Consider the following 20,585-nt stretch of genomic DNA (forward strand, 5'->3'; position numbering starts at 1 on the left):
GCCAGTTCCTCGGCGCCGGTCACGCCGGGGTGGCGCAGCAGCGCCGCCCCGGCCTCGCGCGGCTCGCCCCGCACCCCCTGGATCTGCGCCTGGTCGTCGACCCGCCCCAGGAACTCCGTCTCGCCGTCCGCGCGCACCCGGACCAGGTCACCGGTCCGGTACAGCCGGGACCCGGCGGGGCCGTGCGGATCGGCGGTGAAGCGGGCCGCGGTGGGGCCGGGACGGCCGTGATAGCCGCGGGCCAGCCCCGGTCCCGCGAGGTACAGCTCACCGGGCGTCCCGGCCGGGACGGGCCGCAGGGCCCCGTCCAGCACCCGGGCGCGGACACCGGTGGACGGCCGCCCGGCCGGCGGCCGTCCACCAGGTCGGACCGGCCGGACGAGCGCGTCGACGGTCGCCTCGGCCGGACCGTACCTGTTGTGGCAGCGGGTGCCGGGCGCGGCGGCGAGGGCCGCGCGCAGCTCGTCGTCGAGCGCCCCGCCCCCCACGGTGATCACCGAGGGCCGGTGCCGGTCCGCGTCCAGCAGGCCCGCCGCCACCAGGGGCCGCAGCAGGGAGGGGGTCTCGTCCAGGACGTCGATCCGGTGGCGTCCGACGTACGCGAGCATGGCCGCGGCGTCCTCGTGGGTGTCGTGGTCGACGACGTGCAGTTCGTGCCCGGCCAGCAGCCACAGCAGCGGCACCCAGGAGGCGTCGGACGACAGGGCCGCGGTGTGCGCCACCCGCAGCCGCCGGCCCCCGGCGTCCCGCGTCGCCGGGCCGATGAACCGGGCGCGGTGACGGTGGAACAGGTCGGTCAGCCCGGCGTGCGTGACGACGACCCCTTCGGGGACGCCCGAGGAGCCGGAGGCGTACGTCAGACAGGCGGCGTTCAGCGGGAGGGGGCCGGGCACGGCCGGACCGGGGGCGGCGGGGGAGCCGGCACGGGGCACCGGTGTCCCGGCGTCCGAGGGCACGGGCTCGGCGCCGCCCGGTGCACCGGCGTCCACGAACACCGGGTCCGCCCCGCTCGCGGACGTCCGGTGCGCCAGGTCGCGGCGGGTGAGCACCAGGGGGGCGGCGCAGTCCCGGAGAAGGAGGCGCAGCCGCTCGTCCGGGTGGCGGGGGTCCAGCGGGACCAGTACGCCGCCGGCCCGCACGATCGCGAGCAGACCGGTCACCATGTCCACGCCGCGCCCGACGCACAGGGCGACCGGCGTCTCCGGGCGGGTGCCGCGCCGCACGAGGCGCTCGGCGAGCCGGTCCACCCGGTCCGCGAGCTCGCCGAAGGTGAGACCCACCGCCCCGTGCCGCACCGCGGTCACGTCCGGAGTGCGCGCGGCCTGCGCGTCGAACAGGTCACCCAGTACGAGTTCCCCCGCACCTTTCCCGCGCATTCAACGCCTTCCGGTCCGGCTGCGAAAGGACCGCCGAGCCGCGGTCCGACACCGTTCGCCCACAGTGATCGAAATGGCGTGGAGGATATGCGCCCCGCCTTTTGCGCGCCGTGCGGTCGACCTGGTCGACCTGGTTGAGCCGTGAAGTCGATCTGTTCATGTTATTCACTGACCGGTCACTCGCCTGGTGAGGCTAACAGCACCGCTGATAAGCGACAACGCGCCCGCCCGCACTGTTCCAAGGAGGCCGGAAATCGATCATCCCTCTGTCGGCCACGCGCCGAAAAGCACCTCTTGACCTTCGCCGCGCCGACCTGCTTACGGCCCTCACCTGGACTTACGGGCACGGTGGGATCGGTGGGCGGTCTTGGCCGCGGGGTGGCCACGATGATATGAACGAAGAAGGTGCGCGATGGGGCTGATCTTTCCTGAGGAGACCGAGTGGACGATCGACATCCGGATTCGATCGCGGATCCTGTCACGGACACGGACACGGTCGCGAATCCGGTCACGGATCCGGTTCCACCTCCGTCGGACAGCGTACTCGACGCTCTGCGATCGTTCCTCGCCTCGGCCCTGCCCGGCACCGCTCTGGGTATTCACGACGACTACTTCGAGCAGGGAAACGCGAATTCCCTGTTCGCCCTGGAACTGGTCACCTTTGTGGAGCGGGAGTTCTCGGTCGTCGTCGAGGTGGAGGACCTGGATCTGGACAATTTCCGCACCCTCGCCCGTACCGCCGGGTTCGTCCGTGCCAAACGCGCCGTCCCCCCGTCCGGGCCCGGACGGGCGGACGGCCCCGCGGACGTTTCCGCGGACAGCTCCACGCACGACTCCACGCATGGCTGAGGCGGACGGGGCGCTGTTCGCCGGCTCCGTCCGGCCGCACGCCGCCTCCTGGGACCGGGCCGGGGAACTCCCCTCCGGGATCGTCCGGGATCTCGCCCGCGCCGGTCTGCTCGCCTGCGACCTGCCCACCCGGTACGGCGGGAGCGCGTCGCCGCCCCTGGTACTCGGACGGCTCTGCGCCGAACTGGGCGGTGTGTGCTCGGCGTTGCGCAGCCTGGTGACCGTGCAGGGCATGGTCGCCGCGAGTGTGCTGCGCTGGGGCACCGAGGGGCAGCGGGCCCGCTGGCTGCCCGCGCTGGCGGGCGGCGACCTGCTGGCCGGGTTCGCCGCCACGGAGGACGGGGCCGGCACCGAACTGTCCGCCGTGGCCTCGACCGTCCGGCGCGACGCCGCCGGCCTGGTGCTGGACGGCCGCAAGCGATGGGTGACCTTCGGCGGGCGCGCCGGCGTCCTCCTGGTACTCGCCCGGCTCGACGGGCACCCGACGACCGTGCTGGTCGAGGCGGACCGGCCGGGCGTCACCACCGAACCGGTGCACGGCCTGCTCGGACTGCGCGCGGCGCACGTGGCCCACGTCGGCTTCGACGCCGTACGGGTCCCGGAGGAGAACCTGCTGGCACCCCCGGGCTTCGGGCTCTCCCACGTCGCCGCGACCGCACTCGACCACGGGCGGTACACGGTCGCGTGGGGCTGCGCCGGAATGGCCGCCGCCTGTGTGGACCACGCCTCGGCACACGCCGCCGGCCGCCGGCAGGGGGAAGTCCTCCTCTCCGACCACCAGGTGGTCCGGGCCCGGCTCGGACGCGCCGTGGTCGCCACGGCCGCCGCGCGCGAACTGTGCGCGCGCGCCGCCGCGTCACGGCAGGACGGCGGCCCCGAGGCGCTGCTGGACACCGTGATCGCGAAGTACGCGGCGGCCCGGGCCGCCGCCACGGTGAGCCAGGACGCCCTGCAGCTGATGGGCGCCGTGGGCTGCACGGCCGACAGCCCGGTGGAGCGCTTCTTCCGGGACGCGAGGATCACCCAGCTCATCGAGGGGGCGGAACAGGTGGCCGAGGTGCGCATAGGGGAACACGCGCTGCGCGGACACGCGGGGCGGCCGACCGGCGAGCGGGCGGTCGATGACCGGGCAGCGGCGGCGGACGGACCGGGCCGGTGAACACGGTCAAGTGCCTGGTCTGGGATCTCGACGACACCCTGTGGGACGGGGTGGTGCTGGAAGGCGACCGGCCCCGGCCGTTCACCGCCGCCGTCGAGACGCTGCGGACACTCGACCGGCGGGGCATCCTGCACGCGGTGGCGAGCCGCGGAGACCCGCAGACCTCCGAGGCGCACCTGGCCCACCACGGCCTCGCCGAGCTGTTCAGCGCGGTGGAGATCGGCTGGGGCGGCAAGTCGGACGCGGTGCGGCGGATCGCCCGCACGCTCGGCCTCGCGCCGGAGGCCGTCGCGTTCGTGGACAACGACCCCGTCGAACGGGCCGAGGTGGCCTCGGTGCTTCCCGGCGTCCGCTGCTACCGCGCGGACCAGGTCGGCGAACTGCCCGCCCGCCCCGAGTTCACTCCCGAGTTCGTCACGGACGAGGCACGGCAGCGCCGCCGGCTCTACCGCGTGGAACGCCACCGCACCCAGGCCGAGCAGGACTTCGAGGGATCGAAGGGCGAGTTCCTCGCCTCCCTGGACCTGACCATGACGGTCCGGCGCGCGACCGAGGAGGATCTGGCGCGCGCCCACGAACTGACCGTACGCACCCACCAGCTCAACACCACCGGACTCACCCTGAACATGATCGAACTGCGCCGCCTGGCCGCGTCACCCGACCACGAGGTGCTGGTCGCCGGGTTACGGGACCGGTTCGGCTCCTACGGCACGATCGGGCTCGCCGTCTCGGAACTGACCGGAACCGACAGCGTGCTGCTGCTGTTGCTGACCTCGTGCCGGGTGCTGTCCCGCGGGGTCGGCGCCGTACTGCTGGACCACGTCGTGCACCGGGCGGTGCGGGCGGGACTGCGTCCGGTGGCACGGTTCGTGTCCACTCCGGTCAACCAGGTCATGCTGGTGACCCTGCGGTTCGCCGGGTTCCGGGTCATCGAGCGGCACGGCGACCGGATGGTGCTGGCCGCGGATCCCGGCCGGCTGCCCAGGACCCGCCCGCGCCACGTCCGCGTCGTCGCCGACGCCCCGGGCGGAACGGGCCGGGAAGACGTCGCCCGGTGGGCCGGCAGGGCCGGCAGGGCTGACGGGGCTGACGGGGCCGATCGGGCTCAGGACATCGACGAGAGGGCGAGCCGGTGACGGACACCGCGCGGCGCACGGACGGTGCGGCCGGTACGGCCGGCGTGGTCGGCGCGGGCGTGATGGGAGTGGGGGTCACCCAGTGCCTGGTCACGGCCGGGTACACCGTGGTGACCGTCGACACCGACCCGGCCGCCCTGGCCACCGCCCCCCGGCGGCTGCGCGACGGACTGCGTCTGCACCGGCTGCTGAACCCCGGTGCCAGCGCCAGTGCTGGCGCCGATGGTTCCCCGTCGGCGGCGCAACCCTCGTCCCGCGTGCGCTGGAGCGACCGGCTCCCCGACCTCGCCGACGCCTCGTTCGTCGTGGAGTGCGCCCGGGAGAACCCCGCCGTCAAGGAGGGGGTGTTCCGCGAACTGGACGCGCTCTGCCCGCCGCGGACCGTGCTCGCCTCCTGCACCTCCGCCATCCCGGTCGCCGGGCTGGCCGCCGTCACCGGCCGGGCCGACCGGGTGCTCGGCATGCACTTCATGAACCCCGCCCCGCTCAAGGACACGGTCGAGGTCATCACCACCCCGGCGACCTCCGAGGAGACGCTGGACCGCGCCCTGGCGCTCCTCGGCAGCCTCGGCAAGCGGGGCGTCGTGGTGTCCGACGCCCCCGGCTTCGTGTCCAACCGGGTCCTGATGCTGACCGTCAACGAGGCGGCCGCCGTGGTCGGGGCGGGCACCGCGGAGGCCGCGCAGGTCGACGACATCTTCCAGAGCTGCTTCGGACACCCCATGGGACCGCTGGCCACGGCCGACCTCATCGGGCTCGACACGGTGCTCGACTCGCTGGACGTCCTGCGGCAGTACACCGGCGACGACAGGTTCCAGCCGTGTCCGCTGCTGGTGCGACTGGTCGGCGAGGGCAGGACGGGCCGCAAGAGCGGGGCGGGCTTCCACGATTACCGGACGTCCGCCACCCGGCGGTCGACCACCTGACACCGACCGGCGCTCCGGAAGCAGTCGGCGCGATCGACGGCGCCGGTCACCCAGGTCAGGATGCGGGTCTTCACCGCGGACGAGGTACCGGCGGACACCACCGCTCCCATCCGCCCGGGCCCGGGGGCGGGAGTTCTGCCCGCCTGGGCGTCTTTCTCGATGCGTACGTCTGGCAGAAGCCCGCTTTGACGCCGCTCGGCTCGCCGACGGACCGCACTGCGAGGCGTTTGAGCGGTTCGCCCTCCTGGGGCGACCGTGCTGCGTGGGCGGTCGTGCGGAATCCGGCTTCCGCCCTCAGCGGCACTGCGTAGGGTGGGGATTCCGAACGGATCATGGGGGGCTCGTGAGTCCGAAGAACGCCTACATGGAGACCGCCGCGCAGGCCGTAGCCCTGCTGGACACACCAGAAGTGGCCGCCTCGTGGGAGAAACCCAGTGCGTTGGCGCAGTGGACCGTCGGCGGTCTGGCCGGCCACCTCGCCTATCAGATCCTCAGCGTGGATGCGGCGGTGGAAGGACCCGCCTCCGGGCAGGAACCCATCCCTGTGCTGGAACACTACGCGCGGGCCGTGTGGATCGACGCGCCGCTCGACGGTGAGATCAGCTCCGGAATCCGGGCGAAGGGTGAAGGCATCTCGTCCGAAGGCGTGCGGCTGCTGGTCGAGCGCGTCCACGCCGCACTCGACCAGCAGCGAACCGGCCTCGAGGAGATGCATGGCGACCGGGTGGTGTTCATGCCGCAGACAGGGTGGGCACTGAGCCTGGACGACTTCCTCGTGACCCGGTTGGTCGAGCTCGCCGTGCACATGGATGACCTGGCGGTCAGCGTGGGCCTCGGCGCGCCGGATCTGCCGGGCGCGGCCCTCGATCCCGTGGTGGCGCTGCTGACCGGGCTTGCCGTCCGGCGTCATGGCCAAGCGGCCCTGCTGCGCGCCCTGACGCGTGCGGAGCGGGCACCAGCTGCGATCAACGTGTTCTGAACGTCGCGTCAGCCCGGTCGGCCCGGGCTTTGGCGCGGGCGGGGCGGTAGGGCCCGGACGGGACATGGCTGATACACCGCAGCTTCGACCGGGACTTCGACCGGGGAGCGGCGACCTGGCGGCAACGCGTCTTCCTGCGTCTGGAACAGTTCGCCGCCGCCACCGGGGTGTTCGGGCACCTCCCTGAGATGGGAGCGGCGGCCCGCGGGACCCTCTCGCGTCTGGAGCGGCACTGGACCCGGCAGCCGGTGGCCATGTCCCCCGCCTTCCGCGGGGTCTCTGCGCGGACCGCCGGTGCCGAGTGACAGCCGAGGCAGGGGTTCTTCTCCTGGCCCGAAGGATCCTGCCGGGTGAAGCGGCCGGTGCCGGGTGGCGGGCTGTCACCACGGCTCCCGGACTGCCCTCGGGTCCGCGCCTCGGCTCGTCCCGTTCCAGCGCCCGCGGTCAGCCGCGCACGTGCAGCCCGAACCCCGTGCGGCCCGCCGCTTCCAGTCCCTCCTTCAGGTGCAGCGAGGGGATCTCGTAGTCGCCGGAATTCTGCCGCCGGAACGCGATCGGTTCGGTCGACTCCAGGGTCAGCAGGCGCTGTTCCCATGCCTTGGCGATGTCCGGGTAGTCCTCGGTGGTCGTCCGGTCGGCGCCGTACAGCACGAACGGCGGCAGCACCTCGATGCCCGGGTAGTAGAGGATGCCGTGGTGGATCGGGAACAGCAGATCGTCGATGGGCCCGCTGATCCCGCGAGCGGAGTAGTGCGGCTCCAGGCCGCCGACGGTCACCGACAGCACGGCCTTCCGGCCCGCGAGGGTGCCTTCACCGAAGCGCTCGCCGTACTTCGTGTCGCTGTGCTCGCCGACGCCGTACGCGAAGTGGAAGCTGAACACCCGGTCCACCCAGCCCTTGAGGATCGCGGGCATCGTGTACCACCACAGCGGGAACTGGAAGACGACCGTGTCGGCCCACAGCAGCTTCTCCTGCTCGGCGCGGACGTCCGGGGTGAGCGTCCCGGCGTCGAAGGCCCGGCCCGATTCCCGGGCGACCTTCAGCGGGCTCGATGCGCCGGGGCCGAAGTCCGCGGCGTCCACGACCGCCTTCCAGTTCATCGCGTACAGATCGCTCACCCGCACCTCGTGCCCGGCGCTCTCCAGCGTGGACACCGCGAGGTCCTTCAGCGAGCCGTTGAGCGACTTCGGCTCCGGGTGGGCGTAGACGATCAGCGTCTTCATGGGAACTCCTTCGGATCGGATGCCTCCGATCCTGGACGCCCCGCCGTCCGGTATTCAGGGGCTCCTCATCCACCGGACGGGACTTCCTGGTAACGGCAGGACCACCCTCACGGGCCCGCGCCGAAGCCATACTGGGCACATGGACGATCTCGCGGGCTTCCTGCGGACCCGGCGTTCCCGGGTCGACCCGGCGTCCGCCGGCATCCCCACCGACAGCCGCCGCCGGGTCGAAGGGCTGCGCCGCGAAGAGGTCGCGCACCTGTCCGGAGTCAGTGTCGACTACTACGTACGCCTGGAGCAGGGCCGCGCGACCCAGCCCTCCGAGCAGGTCCTCGACGCCCTCGCCCGCGTCCTGGACCTCGACGAGACCGAACGCGGACACCTCTACCGGCTTGTCCGACAGCGCCGCCACCACGCGAAGGCACCGAGCGGGCGGGTCCGGCCCGAGCTGCTGCGCGTCCTGGACCTGGTGGGCGACGCACCCGCGCTGATCATGAACCACCGCATGGACGTACTCGCCGGGAACCGCCTGGCCAAACTCCTCTACGGCCGCCCGATGCCGGGCCTGAACACCGCCCGGCACATCTTCCTCGAGGAAGCCGAGCGCGGCCTGTACGCGGGCTGGGAGAACTGCACCCTCGACGCGGTCGGGCACCTGCGCCTGGCCGCCGGCAAATACCCCGAGGACCCCCGCCTGGCCTCACTCATCGGCGAGCTGGCGATGGGCAGTGAACGCTTCCGCCGCCTCTGGGCCCGCGCGGACGTGCGCGCCCGCGCCCATGGACGCAAGGCGTACCGGCACCCCCTGGTCGGACTGCTGGAACTGCACCATGAGAACTTCGCGCTGCCGAACGAATCAGGCATCGAGCTACTGGTGCTGTTCGCGGCCCCCGCCAGCCCCGCCGAGGACGGACTACGCCTGCTCGCCAAGCTGGGCACCGACAACGACAACGCACATCCCCCGGCGAACGCCCAGATCCGCGAGTAACCCAACGCCCTCCATCATCTTTTTCGCGGTCCTGCAAGAGGGCCGCCGGCCTCCGGTTCCTGGGTCCGGCGCGGCCCGAAAGCGGTCCCAGCCCGGTCGACCGCGCGCGGCCGGACAGCAAGCACCACGTCGTCACCGAGGCCCGGGGCATCCCGCTCGCGGTGTCGCCGGGCCGGGGCACTTCGACGGCGACGACCACCAGATCGGCGTTCCCGTCGCCGGCGAGCTGCTCGACCGACGCGTACGCGGGTACGCCGCTCCCGCGGCCTGGGCCGAGGCTTCGGAGCTCGCCGCCAGCGCGCGAAGCCCGATCCCGTCGACGGCGTTCAGCGCGGGCAGGTGGGCCCCGGCCGCCCAGCCTCCCGTGGCGCTCAGGCCGACGATGCCGACGCCGATCGGCTTACGGAGGTCAGGCACCGAGCTGCCGCCTCAGCGTCCCGGCGTCGTGCAGGGCCGTCATGTGCACGAACCGCCCGTCACGAACCTGATAGACGGCGTACTCGACGATCTCGAACGAGGCGCCGGTGGGAGCCACGCCGAGCCACTCCTTGGCGGGCGTGCCCGTGTTGGTCAGACGGGCGGCCAGGCGATCACCGTCGACCACGATCTCCCGGGGTTCCCAGTGGAAGTCCGGGACCGCGTCGATGAGGCCGTTCAGCACAGAGACGACCTGGTCCCGAGTGCCCGGCTCGCCGTTCAGGGTGGTCCCGTCGCCGATGAACTCGTCCATGCGGTGGATCTCGTGGGCGTTGAGCGCCCCGATGTAGCGCAGGTAGAACCCGCGCAGGTCGGTGCCGGACATGATCTCCTTCTTCGGCCCCCGGAGCGGAGGTCATGCCCGGTGTCCCGCGACGGCCCCCGACGATTTCGTCGCGGTGATCGTCGGCGTGGGCAGGAACCACCGCTCGACATTTACGTACCGAACGGTACCGAAGTTTCGCCGCACTGTCACGGCCCTCGTGCGAGGAGATGTCCCACCGGGGTGGGTGAAGGGTGCGGCCGCTACGCGGGCCAGCCGAGCAACGCCGTGTCGACGATCTCGTCGAGCTCGGCAGGGCCGAGGCCGTTGGCGGCCTGCACCGCGATGCCGAAACCCGTCGTCATGACGAACCGGGCAAGACGCCGGGGGTCGGCGTCGCGCGGAAGGTCGCCCTCGTCGACGGCACGCCGGAAGCGCTCCTCCAGGCGGGCTCCCGCGTCGTTGCGCCAGTCGACGAGCAGGTCGTGGACGGCCCGGCTCTCGTCGCCCGACGCCAGCGCGCCCTGCACGGTCAGGCACCCGGAGGGGCCCTCGGGAGGGGTCGTGGTGCGGACCGCCCCGCGGAGGAACGCCAGGGCCACGGCTCGTGCGGTGGGCTCCTCCAGGGCGCACGTGGCATAGGCGGCAGGCCCCGCTCCGTAGCGCTGGAGGGCTTTGCGGAACAACTGTTCCTTGTTGCCGAAGGCCGCGTACATGCTCGTCTTGGTGATCCCCATGGCGCCGGTCAGTTCGGTGAGGCTTGCGCCTTCGTAACCTCGCGCCCAGAACACCCGCATCGCGCGTTCCAGCGCCTGGTCGATGTCGAATCCTCGTGGTCGGCCCGTGGCGGCCTTGCGGGAGTCACTCATCCCGCAAGTGTACCTCTCGGTACAGATCTACGCCGACCGGCATTTTCATCCCACCCGGGAGTGGACGCAGTTCAGTACCGACCGGTCTTGACGTGTTAGGGTTCTGCACCGATCGGTACTTAATTGATGGGAAGGGAAGTCCGCGCCATGAAAACCGTTCTGCTCGGCAGTCTCAAGGTCTCGCGCATCGGTCTCGGAGCCATGGGGATGTCGGCGTTCTACGCCGGAGCAGGCCAGTTCGACGACGAGTCGATCCGCACGATCCACCACGCTCTGGACCTCGGGGTCACCCATGTCGACACCGCTGAGGGGTACGGCCCCTTCGTCAACGAGGAACTGGTCGGCCGGGCCGTGCGGGGGCGCCGGGACGAGGTCGTGCTGGCGACCAAGTTCGGACTGGTCTCCCACACCGGTGGCACGCCCCCGGACAGCACCCCGGCCAACATCCGCCTGGCCGTGGAGGGATCACTGAAGCGCCTGGGTACCGACTACATCGACCTCTGCTACCAGCACCGGGTGGACCCCGGCACCCCCATCGAAGAGACCGTTGGCACGCTGGCCGAACTGGTGGCCGAAGGCAAGATCCGCCACATCGGCCTCTCGGAGGCCGGCCCCGCCACGATCCGCCGTGCTCACGCCGTGCATCCGGTCACCGCGGTCCAGTCCGAATACTCCCTGTGGACCCGCGACCCGGAGGCCGGGATCCTGCCCGTCCTGGGCGAACTGGGTATCGGCTTCGTGCCGTACTCCCCGCTTGGCCGCGGCTTCCTGACCGGCGGCATCCGCTCCCTGAACGATCTTGGCGCCGACGACTGGCGCCGCACCAACCACCGCTTCGCCGACGGCAACCTGGAACTCAACCTGCGAATCGTCGACGAGGTCCGGGCCGTGGCCGCAGAGATCGACACCACGCCCGCACAGGTCGCCTTGGCCTGGCTGCTCGCCCAGGGTGACGACATCGCGCCCATTCCCGGCACCAAGCGAGTCGCCCGGCTGGAGGAGAACGCCGCCGCCGACCACGTCGAGCTCACCGCCGGCCACGTCGCCCGCCTGAACGACCTGCCCCGGGCGTCCGGTGAGCGCTACGACGCGGACAACATGGCCGCCATCGACCGCTGATCGAAGACGTACCACCACGCATGCCCCGGGCCGGCATCCGAGCGAAGAGTGCCGCCTTCCCGATGAGACGGTGCGACATGAAGTACGCAGGTCGCGGGCCCGGTGCGCGGGGTACTCGCGCTACAGGACCGGGCTGTGGCGCGGGCCGTCACGGCCGCCGCCCCGACGGCGGTCCGGGCGCGGGGCGGGCGGTTCTGCTGATCCCGCACCGTGGCGGATCGCCTCCCGGCCCACCTGGGGTGTCCCCCGGATCCATGCCGGCCCTACCTCGCGACCTGGCTGGACCTGGCCACCCGCGAGATCGCCGGCTGCCCGACGGCCGGCCACCATCGGGCGAGCCCGGTCGCCGACACGCTGGCGATGGCCCCCGGCCGCGGCCATCGTCAGCCCTTACCTGTTCCGGGCACGGTTGCGGTCACATGTTCTCGGCACCGGCTCTGATCGCTTCGCGGACGCGGGGGTAGGTGCCGCAGCGGCAGATGTTGCGGATGCCGTCGAGGTCGGCCTCGGTGATCGGGCGGTTCTCCTCCTTGACGCGGCGGACCAGGGCGACGGCGGTCATGATCTGGCCGGGCTGGCAGTAGCCGCACTGGGCCACGTCCTGATCGAGCCATGCTTCCTGCATCGGGTGCAGGTCCGCGCCCACGGTGGCCGGAAGCCCTTCGATGGTGGTGATCTCGTCGGACGGCCGCAGGTCGCGCACGGGGATGGCACAGGGGTTGGCGGCCTTGCCGTTGAGGTGGCTCGTGCAGGCTTTGCAGACGTTGATGCCGCAGCCGTACTTCGGTCCGGTGATGCCGAGTATGTCGCGAAGGACCCACAGCAGCCGCTCGTCGTCCGCGGCTTCGACGGTGACTTGCTCGCCGTTGAGGCGGAATGTGTGCTCAGGCACGGTGACTCCCTGTCTCGACGCACATCAGTGGACGTGGTCCAGACCGTCGGTGGGTGATGCGGGGACGGGCGGGGTGGTGGGTTTGGGGGTGAAGGAGAGGGTGTGGTGATTGATGGGGAAGTCGGTGGGCATGACTCCGGTGGCACGGCCGTACGCACAGGCGACCGCGGCCGTCGAGGCGGCCACGCCGAGTTCCCCGGCACCGCCGGGCTCGCCGGTGCCGGCCGGCATGATGACGACCTTCAGCTCGGGTGGTGTGTTCCACTGCCGGGTGTAGAAGTAGTTGTCCCAGCTGGCCTCCAGGAAGTGTCCGTCGCGCAGGTGCAGGCTGGAGGTCAGGGTCAGCGCGATGCCGTCCATGAGGCAGCCCGTCATCTGTGCCTCCAGGCCGCGCGGGTTGACCGCGAGGCCGACGTCCACGGCGATGACCGCTTTGGTGACCCGAGGGCCGGTGACACCGTCGCGGACGGGGCGGTTGACCGTCTCCGGGCGGCAGTCGAGCTCCACCAGCACGGCGCTGGCGGCGTGGTACTCGGAGTGGAAGGCGATGCCCTGAGCCGTACCGGCCGGCATGCTCCGGCCCCAGTTCCCGACCTCGGCGACCTTGTCCAGCACCGCGCGGGAGCGGTCGTCCCGCAGGAAGTCGTGGCGGAACCGGTAGGGGTCCTTGTTCATCCTGGCGGCGAGCCGGTCGACGAGGAGTTCCCGGGCGCAGGTGACGTCGGGGGAGTAGACGTTGCGCATGCTGCCGGTGTTGAAGCCCTTGTCGGTCTCGCTCAGGAGCCGGCTGTTGGAGCCGAAGTCGTACGGCATCGACTGGGACAGCTGGAAGAAGAGCTCCGAGAATCCGATGTCGCCCACCGGAAGTCTCGCTGCCAGGGCGGTGAAGATCTCTCCCAGGCCGTGGCTGAGATCGGTGGAGACGCTGGTGTGCCGCTGGGTGTAGCTGAGAACGGTGTCGCCGAGGTAGGCGATTCGCGCGCGGGAGATCGCCATGGGGTGGGTGCGGCCCTGGCGGGAGTCGTCGGCGCGGTGCCACATGAGCCTGACCGGTTTGCCGATCTTCCGGGAGACCTCGACCGCCTCCAGCGCGGCGTCGAAGAAGAGTTTGCGGCCGAAGGAACCGCCCCCCTCGGTGACATGGACGGTCACCGAACGCAGCGGCAGACCTAACTTGGCGGCGATGGCCTCTCTCGCGACGATCGGTGCCTTCAGACTCGACCAGATCTCGGCACGGTCGGGGCGGACGTCGGCTATCGCGCAGTTCGGTTCGAGTGCGCTGTTGCTGCGGAAGCGGAAGGTGAACCTGCCTTCCACGCTCGGCGTCGGCGGCGGCGGTCCGAGGGGCAGTTCGGCCGCGCGCAGTTCCTCCAGCACGGAATCGTCGGACTTGCCTTCCGCGCTCCCGGCCCTCCACGACACCTTCAGGGCGCGTACGGCGTCGATGCACTGTCCGAAGGTGGCCGCACGCACCGCCACCCCGGTCGATATCACGACGACGTCGGTGACGCCGGGCATGGAGCGGATCGCGGGCAGGTTGGACACCGATCCGACCTTGCCGTTGATCGTCGGCGGACGGCACACCATGGTCGGCATGGCGTCCGGGACGTCCAGGTCCAGCGTGAACTTCTTGCGTCCGGTGACTGCGGCGAGGGCGTCGACGCGGCCGTGCGGTTTTCCGATGACGGTGAACCGTTCGCGGGGCTTGAGGTCCACGGCCACTTGTTCGGTCCGTACGCTCGCGGCCTTCTCGGACAGCGTCCCGATGCCGGCTCTCCGGTCGCCGGGGCCGGTGACGACTCCCGCCTCCAGGGTCAGCTCACCGACCGGGGCCCTCCATTCGGCCGCAGCCGCCTGGAGCAGACGGCTGCGGGCGATGGCGGCGGCGACCCGGATCGGGGTGTACGTCGAGAACGTCGTGTTCGATCCGCCGGTGAGTTGGTTGAACAGCAGTTCCGGTCGTGCGTCGGCCAGGGTGACGCGCACGCGTTCCAGGGGCACACCGAGTTCCTCGGCGATCAGCATGGCCGTCGACGTGGTGATGCCCTGTCCGACTTCGGCACGCGGTAGCGCGAAGGACACGGTGCCGTCCTTGTTCACCTCGACCGTGATCAGGCCCGAAGTCGGTAGGGCCGCCGCCGTCATCACGTCGTTGAGATCGATCAGTTCGGTGATCTCCGGTGAGGGGATGTCCGCCCGCGCTCCGGGCGCGGGGACGAGTTCGGCCGCGGCTGTCAGCGTCGGAGTGGCCAGCACGTAGCCGAGGAACCGGCGCCTGCCGAGGGGCGCCGGGCCGGTGTGCCGCCGCGCCGAGGGATCAGTGCCTGTCACGGACGGCCTCCCCGCCTGTACCGCGGTACGTCGGACGGCTGTCCGAGGGCGGCACTCCGGTGGAGAGCGCCGGGGCTGTTCCATCACTGCGCAGTGTCGTCATCGTTCCATCTCGGGTGCACGGTCGGAGAGTTCACCCGACGGGTCCGGGTGGCACGGGCCGTCGTGGCGAGTACGGACGGGGCGTGGAACTGACGCGAGGATACGCCGCTGATGACGGGGCCCTCGCGCCGGGCATGCCGGATGTGCCTCAGGAGGGGCGGTTGGTGTCGGGGATCTCGAGGTGGATGCCGCGTCCTTCGGCGAGGAAGAGCAGGACGAACTTGCGGATGGCCTCTTCCACGACCCAAGCCGCCTCGGGGACCAGCGGCAGGGGGATGAGTCCCTCGCGGAAGGCCACCAGCAGCGGCCAGGCGGCTGCGATCAGCGGCTGCCAGAAGGGTTCCCTGTCCAGTCCGATCAGGTCGCCGGTCCGGTCGCCGAGTGTGTACCTGCCGAAGGCGTTGATCAGGGGCCGGGTGAGGCCGGCGTCGAGTTCGGCGACGATGTCGAGGAGGACGTCGGTCAGTTCCCTGCCCTCGGGCGTGGCGGCGAGCCGGGGATCGAGGACCTGCGCGGCCTGTGCGTTGGCCTCGTTCCAGGAGGCGGGTATGTACTCGTCCTGGACGCCGAGCATGTGCGCGGTGACCTGCCACACGTGCAGGTAACCGTCGGACTCTGCGGAGCTGACCGGAACCCTCCAATCGAGTAGCTTGCGCATGACGAATGTGGAGAGGCTGTGCCAGGTGACCATGATGTCGGCCTGGCTGATGGGGATCGTCTGGCCGCCGCTGGTCTGGGACCAGCCCGGGGACTGCGGCAGCAGGTGCCGTACGGCGGCGTGCACCAGCCGGGTCTTCACGGCGGTCACGATCATTCCGCCCTGCGGCTGGTAGGCGTCCAGGTCCCCGACGTCGTACCCGAGCTGGGCGGTCTTGGCGATGCGGTCCTTCATGTCCGCGCCGCCCTTGGAGTAGTAGACGGCGCGCGCCTCCCGTGGGATGGCGGTGCTCATCAGCCCGCTGCCCAGCCCGTACAGGGCGCCCGCGTAGATGCCCTTCTTCTTGGTGAACCGGGCCGCGGCGTCGAGCTTGCTCCGGTCCGCCCAGGACGGCAGTCGGCGGGCCGTCTCCATGAAGTCGCGCAGGTCCGCGGGGAGTCCGGCCGGCAGCGGCTGGTCGTTGCGGGTCCACTTGCGTAACGCCTCGTTGACTCTGGCCGTGTCCCCGCGTTCGATCACGGCGGCCAGCACCGGGTCGGCCTCCTCGTCCCAGACCCACTCCGGGTCGATTCCCGCGCCCTTGCCCGCCACCGAACCGCTCGGTGCCCACGTCCACAGCGACCGTGCGCTCGCCGGTGACGCCGCTCCGAGTGCTCCGAGTGCTCCGAGCGCTCCGCCTGTGATCAACATTCTGCGCCTGCTGAGTTCGTCCATTGCTCTGAACTCCTCCTTGATTCCTGCTGATGCTCGCTGAGGGGTGAAAGGGGTGAGAGAGCTGTGGTGCGTCCGTCCTCCCGCGCGAGGACCGGCCTCGGACGTCCGTACGGGAGGCGACAGGTCGTCACGCGTCGGGGGTGCCGGGCGGGTCTCCCGTTGGTGCGCGAACCTCCTGCGTCCTGTGTGACGCCGGGACCTGTGGGGCGGTGTCCTGTTTGCTTCCTCCGCGCCGGTCGGACGCTCCTGTGTCGCGTGCGCCTGCCGGCCGCCGGTTCGGGGCCGTTGCCTGCGCGGGTGCCGTCCCTTCTCAACCGGGGCGGTTGGTCTCGGGGATCTCGATGTGCGTTCCCCGGCCCTTGGTGAGGTAGAACAGGATGTATTTGCGGGCTGCCTCGTCGATCGTCCAGGCCAGCGGCGGCACCATCGGCAGCGGGATCAGCTTCTCGCGGAAAGCGACCAGCTTCGGCCAGGCGGTCTCTATCGCCTTCTCCCAGAACGGTTCGCGTGGGATGCCGTCCCAGTCGGCGACCTGGTCGCCGACCAGGTATCGGGCGAGTGCGTCGACCAGGGGCCGGTCGATGCCGCCGGGGCTGGTCTGCTCGGCGAGCTGGCGCAGCAGGATGTCGGTCAGTTCGACACCTTCGCGCGTAGGTGCCAGGACGGGGTCGAGGACCTGGTCGGACTGTGAGTCGGCCGCGTCCCAGGTGGCGGGTATGTACTCGTCCCGGATGCCGAGCAGATGCGCGGTCACCTGCCACACGTGCAGATAGGCCACCGATTCGGCCGAGGTGATGGGCACCTTCCACTCGAGCATCTTCCGCATGGCGTAGGTGGGCAGGCTGTGCCAGGTGACCAGCATGTCCTGCTGGCTGATGGGGATCGCCTGGCCGCCGCTGGTCCGCTCCCAGCCCGGGGACTGCGGCAGCAGGTGCCGTACGGCGGCGTGGACCAGGCGGGTCTTGACGGCCTGCACGATGACGTCGCCGTCGGGCCGGTACGCGTTCAGGTCCCCGACGGCGAAGCCCAGCATGCTCGTCTTGGCGACACGGTCCTCCATGTCGGCGCCGCCTTTGGAGTAGTACACGGCGCGCGCCTCGCGGGGGATGGCGGTACTGAGCATGCCGCCTCCCACTCCGTTGAGCAGGTTGAGGTAGAGGCCCCTGGACTTGTTGAAGTCGGCCGCGGTCTCGAGTTTGCCCCGGTCCGCCCAGGACGGGAGCCGGCGGGCCGTCTCCATGAAGTCGCGCAGGTCCGCGGGGAGTCCGGCCGGCAGCGGCTGGTCGTTGCGGGTCCACGTGCGCAGCGCTTCGTTGACCTCGGGTACGTCGCCGCGTCGGATCACGGCGGCGACCAGCTGGTCGGCCTCCTCGTCCCAGACCCACTCCGGGTCGATTCCCGCGCCCTTGCCCGCCACCGAACCGCTCGGCGCCCACGTCCAGAGGGACCGTGCGCGGGCCGGCGACGCCACGCCCAGCGCCCCGAACGCTCCCAGGGCCCCGCCCGCGAACAACATCCTGCGCCTGCTGAGTCCGTCCATTGCTCCGAACTCCTCCTTGAGTTCTGCGACACGACTGTCCGGGTTGGTACGATGAAACGCATCCTGCTTCTGTGTTTCATCAGGGGAGCACATGTGCGATGTGAACGCCAGAGGCTGTACCGAATCAGGGAGGTACCCGTGGAACCCGTCCTGTCGGCTCTCGGACGGCCGTCCGACGTTCCGTCCGTACTGGAGATCGCGTTCACCGAGGCCGCCGACGGTGCCGACCAGGACGACGAGATGTCGGCGCGCCTGCTCGACGCCGCCTATGAGCAGTTCTGCCGCATGGGCATCAAACGCTCGACCATGGCGGACGTGGCGCGGCTGGCCGGCGTCTCCCGGATCACCGTCTACCGTCGCTTCGCCACCAAGGACCAGTTGGTCGAGCAGGTCGTGCGGCGCGAGTTCCGGCGCTACTTCGACCGTTTCATCGAGGACATCCGGGACGCCGGGACCGTCGCCGACCGGGTTGTCCTGGGGTTCGCGAGCTCGTTGCGGGCCATTCGCCACAACCCTCTCGTCGGTGGTCTCATCGCTGCCGAACCGGACGCTCTCGTGCCGTCCATGACCGGTGACGGGGGCCGCACGCTGGGCGTGGTACAGCAGTTCGTCGCGTCGCGGCTGCGTCAGGAACAGGTCGCGGGCAACATCGCCGGCCATGTGGAGGTGGACATGGTGGCCGAGATGATGGTCCGGGTCTCCGCCTCGTTCCTGATCATTCCCAGCCATGTGCTCGACCTCGACGACGAGGAACAGGTGCGCGCGGCGGCGCGGCAGTTCCTCGTCCCGATGCTCGGCCCACCGCACTCGCCTCAGCCGTAGCGTCCGCCCTTCTCCGCCGTCGTCACCAGGGACGCCGGCGGCTCGAACCGCTCTCCGTACCGTCCGGCCAGCTCCCTGGCCCGGACGACGAAGCCGTGAGGACCGCCGGGATAACCGTTGACGTACTGCAGGACCCCGCCGGTCCACGGAGGGAAACCGATGCCCAGAAGGGAGCCGACGTTGGCGTCGGGCACCGAGCGGAGCACGCCCTCGTCGAGGCACCGGACCGCCTCCAGCGCCTCGGAGAAGAGCATCCGCTCCTTCATGTCCTCGAACGGGATCTCGCGTCCCGGCACGGCGAAGTGCTCGTACAAGCCGCGCCACAGTCCTGCCCGCCGACCGTCGACGTACTCGTAGAACCCGGCGCCCGCGGAGCGCCCGCCCCGCCCGAATTCGTCGATCATGCGGTCCACGACCGGCTCCGAACCGTGCGGATGCCACTGCCCCGTCCCGGCCGACGCGGCGGCCTTGGTCTCCTCCCGGATCTTCCGCGGCAGGGTCAGGGTCAGTTCGTCCAGCAGTTGCAGGGGCGGCGTGGGATAACCGGCCTGGGAGCCGGCCTGTTCGACCGAGGCGGGAGACAGGCCCTCACCGACCATGGCCACCGCCTCGTCGAGGAACTTGGACATCACCCGGCTCGTGAAGAAGCCCCGGCTGTCGTTGACGACGATGGGCGTCTTGCCGATCTGGCGCGCGATGTCGACGGCCTTCGCCACGGTGCGCTCGCCGGTCTCCTCCCCGGTGACGATCTCCAGCAGGGGCATCCTGTCGACGGGGGAGAAGAAGTGCAGGCCGATGAAGTCCTCCGGACGCCTGACGCCCTTCGCCAGCCCGGTGACCGGCAGGGTGGAGGTGTTGGACCCCAGCACGGCGTCCGGCGCGACGACGTCCTCGATCTCACGGAAGACCCGCTGCTTGAGGTCCGGGTCCTCGAAGACGGCCTCGATCACCAGATCGCAGCCGGCCAGGTCCGCGGGATCGGCGGTCGGCATGATGCGCGCGAGGATCTCGTCGGACTCGGCCCGGGAGAGCCGGCCGCGCGCCACGGCTTCGGCGAGGAGACGCTCGGAGTGACCCCTGCCCGTCTTCGCCGCCTCGTAGGAGACGTCCTTGAGGACTACGGGCACACCGCTGCGGGCGCAGGAGTACGCGATCCCGGCACCCATCATGCCGGCACCCAGCACACCCACCCTGTGTGCGATGTGGCGGGGACGGCCCTCGGGACGGCTGCCACCGGACTTGATGCGCCGCATGTCGTGGAAGAACGCCTGCATCATGTTGGCCGAGACCTGACCCGTCATGAGTTCGACGAGGTAACCGGTCTCGATCCGCTGTCCCGCCTCGAGGTCGACCTGCGCGCTTTCCACGGCTGCGGCGAGGATGTTGCGAGGTGCCGGCAGGTCGGCCCCCTTCAGCTGCTTGCGCAGGTGTGCCGGAAGGGTCGGCAGGATCGCCGCGACTCCGGGATGGGAGGGATCGCCGCCGGGGATCCGGAATCCCGCGGTGTCCCACGGCTGAACGGACTCGGGATGGTCCAGGACCCACTGCCTGGCCCGGGCGAGCGTCTCCTCCGGTGTCCGGGTGAGTTCATGGACCAGCCCTCTGGCGAGTGCTTCCTGGGGCTTGTACCGCCGCCCCGTGAGCAGGACGCCGGCCAGCGCCTCCTGAAGTCCCAGAAGACGTACGGTCCGGCTGACGCCGCCGACGCCGGGCAGAAGTCCCAAGGTCACTTCGGGAAGCCCGAAACGGCTGCCGGTCGTGTCCAGGGTGATGCGCCGGTGGCAGGCGAGCGCGATCTCCAGTCCGCCGCCGAGGGCCGTGCCGTTCATGGCCGCGGCCACCGGCCTGCCGAGCGTCTCCAGCCGGCGCAGCTGTGCTTTCAGGACCGTGCACAGCTCGCTGAGTTCCCCGGCGTTCCCGGGCCCCGCCTCGCTCATGAAACCGATGTCGCCACCGGCGAAGAAGCTCTTCTTGGCGGAAGCGAGGACGACACCGGCGATGTCCTCCCGCTCCGCCTCCAGACGGGTGACGGTGGCTTCCATCGACTCCACGTAGGTCTGGTTCATCGTGTTGACGGGCTGATCCGGGTCGTCCATGGTCAGTACGACGACACCGTCGGCTCCCCGTTCCCAGTGGATCATGTTCCTCTCCGGCATGGGTCC

Annotated in this window: 17 protein-coding genes and 1 pseudogene; 9 read left to right on the forward strand and 9 right to left on the reverse strand. The window is 70.9% G+C overall.

The features are described from left to right. A partial coding sequence (locus KM933_RS09715) for an amino acid adenylation domain-containing protein (RefSeq protein WP_221350303.1) occupies positions 1–1,376 on the reverse strand: 1,376 nt, incomplete at its 3' end. Between the two features lie 441 nt (positions 1,377–1,817). Here KM933_RS09715 and KM933_RS09720 point away from each other — a divergent pair. The 5 genes from KM933_RS09720 (at position 1,818) to KM933_RS09740 (ending at position 6,425) form a co-directional block, all read left to right on the forward strand. After that, positions 1,818–2,225: an acyl carrier protein gene (locus tag KM933_RS09720; RefSeq protein WP_308013319.1), complete on the forward strand. Its 408-nt coding sequence runs from the start codon at positions 1,818–1,820 to the stop codon at positions 2,223–2,225. After that, positions 2,218–3,384, forward strand: a complete 1,167-nt coding sequence (locus KM933_RS09725; protein WP_221350305.1) for an acyl-CoA dehydrogenase family protein — start codon at positions 2,218–2,220, stop codon at positions 3,382–3,384. Before KM933_RS09720 ends, KM933_RS09725 begins: the two co-directional genes overlap by 8 nt. After that, positions 3,381–4,520, forward strand: coding sequence for an HAD-IIIC family phosphatase (locus tag KM933_RS09730; RefSeq protein ID WP_221350307.1), 1,140 nt, complete (start codon positions 3,381–3,383; stop codon positions 4,518–4,520). Before KM933_RS09725 ends, KM933_RS09730 begins: the two co-directional genes overlap by 4 nt. After that, positions 4,517–5,446: a 3-hydroxyacyl-CoA dehydrogenase family protein gene (locus KM933_RS09735; RefSeq protein WP_308013320.1), complete on the forward strand. Its 930-nt coding sequence runs from the start codon at positions 4,517–4,519 to the stop codon at positions 5,444–5,446. Before KM933_RS09730 ends, KM933_RS09735 begins: the two co-directional genes overlap by 4 nt. Positions 5,447–5,789: 343 nt before the next feature. Next, positions 5,790–6,425: a maleylpyruvate isomerase N-terminal domain-containing protein gene (locus KM933_RS09740; RefSeq protein ID WP_308013321.1), complete on the forward strand. Its 636-nt coding sequence runs from the start codon at positions 5,790–5,792 to the stop codon at positions 6,423–6,425. 444 nt (positions 6,426–6,869) lie between these two features. On the opposite strand, the gene KM933_RS09745 is transcribed toward KM933_RS09740, so the two are convergent. Then, a complete protein-coding gene (locus KM933_RS09745; RefSeq protein ID WP_221350310.1) occupies positions 6,870–7,649 on the reverse strand; it encodes an NAD(P)H-dependent oxidoreductase in 780 nt (259 codons plus the stop codon). Between the two features lie 139 nt (positions 7,650–7,788). Between KM933_RS09745 and KM933_RS09750 the strand changes: the two genes are divergently transcribed. Together KM933_RS09750 and KM933_RS09755 are read left to right on the forward strand one after the other, a co-directional pair. Then, complete coding sequence (locus KM933_RS09750) at positions 7,789–8,637, forward strand: helix-turn-helix transcriptional regulator (RefSeq protein ID WP_221350312.1); 849 nt, start codon at positions 7,789–7,791, stop codon at positions 8,635–8,637. A 74-nt stretch (positions 8,638–8,711) separates the two neighbouring features. Next, positions 8,712–8,804, forward strand: a pseudogene (locus KM933_RS09755) (IS5/IS1182 family transposase); the annotation flags it as partial. Between the two features lie 242 nt (positions 8,805–9,046). Here the strand turns inward: KM933_RS09755 and KM933_RS09760 are convergent. Both KM933_RS09760 and KM933_RS09765 read right to left on the reverse strand, forming a co-directional pair. Next, the gene (locus tag KM933_RS09760) at positions 9,047–9,439 is read right to left on the reverse strand and encodes an ester cyclase (protein WP_221350313.1); all 393 of its coding nucleotides are present in this window, start codon (positions 9,437–9,439) and stop codon (positions 9,047–9,049) included. A gap of 200 nt (positions 9,440–9,639) precedes the next feature. Then, on the reverse strand, positions 9,640–10,245 hold the full coding sequence (locus KM933_RS09765) for a TetR/AcrR family transcriptional regulator (RefSeq protein ID WP_221350315.1): 606 nt from the start codon (positions 10,243–10,245) through the stop codon (positions 9,640–9,642). Between the two features lie 147 nt (positions 10,246–10,392). Between KM933_RS09765 and KM933_RS09770 the strand changes: the two genes are divergently transcribed. Further along, positions 10,393–11,364: an aldo/keto reductase gene (locus tag KM933_RS09770; RefSeq protein WP_221350317.1), complete on the forward strand. Its 972-nt coding sequence runs from the start codon at positions 10,393–10,395 to the stop codon at positions 11,362–11,364. 415 nt (positions 11,365–11,779) lie between these two features. Here KM933_RS09770 and KM933_RS09775 read toward each other — a convergent pair whose 3' ends face one another. From KM933_RS09775 to KM933_RS09790, 4 genes are all read right to left on the reverse strand, one after another. Beyond that, entirely contained in the window at positions 11,780–12,256 is a 477-nt protein-coding gene (locus KM933_RS09775) for a (2Fe-2S)-binding protein (protein ID WP_221350319.1), read from the reverse strand. Between the two features lie 24 nt (positions 12,257–12,280). Then, complete coding sequence (locus KM933_RS09780) at positions 12,281–14,671, reverse strand: molybdopterin cofactor-binding domain-containing protein (protein ID WP_221350321.1); 2,391 nt, start codon at positions 14,669–14,671, stop codon at positions 12,281–12,283. Positions 14,672–14,837: 166 nt separating this feature from the next. Continuing rightward, entirely contained in the window at positions 14,838–16,061 is a 1,224-nt protein-coding gene (locus KM933_RS09785; protein ID WP_221350323.1) for an oxygenase MpaB family protein, read from the reverse strand. Between the two features lie 310 nt (positions 16,062–16,371). Next, positions 16,372–17,601, reverse strand: coding sequence for an oxygenase MpaB family protein (locus tag KM933_RS09790; protein ID WP_221350325.1), 1,230 nt, complete (start codon positions 17,599–17,601; stop codon positions 16,372–16,374). Positions 17,602–17,739: 138 nt separating this feature from the next. Between KM933_RS09790 and KM933_RS09795 the strand changes: the two genes are divergently transcribed. Continuing rightward, a complete protein-coding gene (locus tag KM933_RS09795) occupies positions 17,740–18,423 on the forward strand; it encodes a TetR/AcrR family transcriptional regulator (protein ID WP_308013323.1) in 684 nt (227 codons plus the stop codon). Here KM933_RS09795 and KM933_RS09800 read toward each other — a convergent pair. Next, positions 18,414–20,579, reverse strand: coding sequence for a 3-hydroxyacyl-CoA dehydrogenase NAD-binding domain-containing protein (locus KM933_RS09800; RefSeq protein WP_221350329.1), 2,166 nt, complete (start codon positions 20,577–20,579; stop codon positions 18,414–18,416). The two genes, KM933_RS09795 and KM933_RS09800, sit on opposite strands and share 10 nt — an antisense overlap. Between the last annotated feature and the right edge of the window lie 6 nt (positions 20,580–20,585).

Source organism: Streptomyces beigongshangae (genome assembly GCF_019710745.1).
Taxonomy (GTDB): domain Bacteria; phylum Actinomycetota; class Actinomycetes; order Streptomycetales; family Streptomycetaceae; genus Streptomyces; species Streptomyces beigongshangae.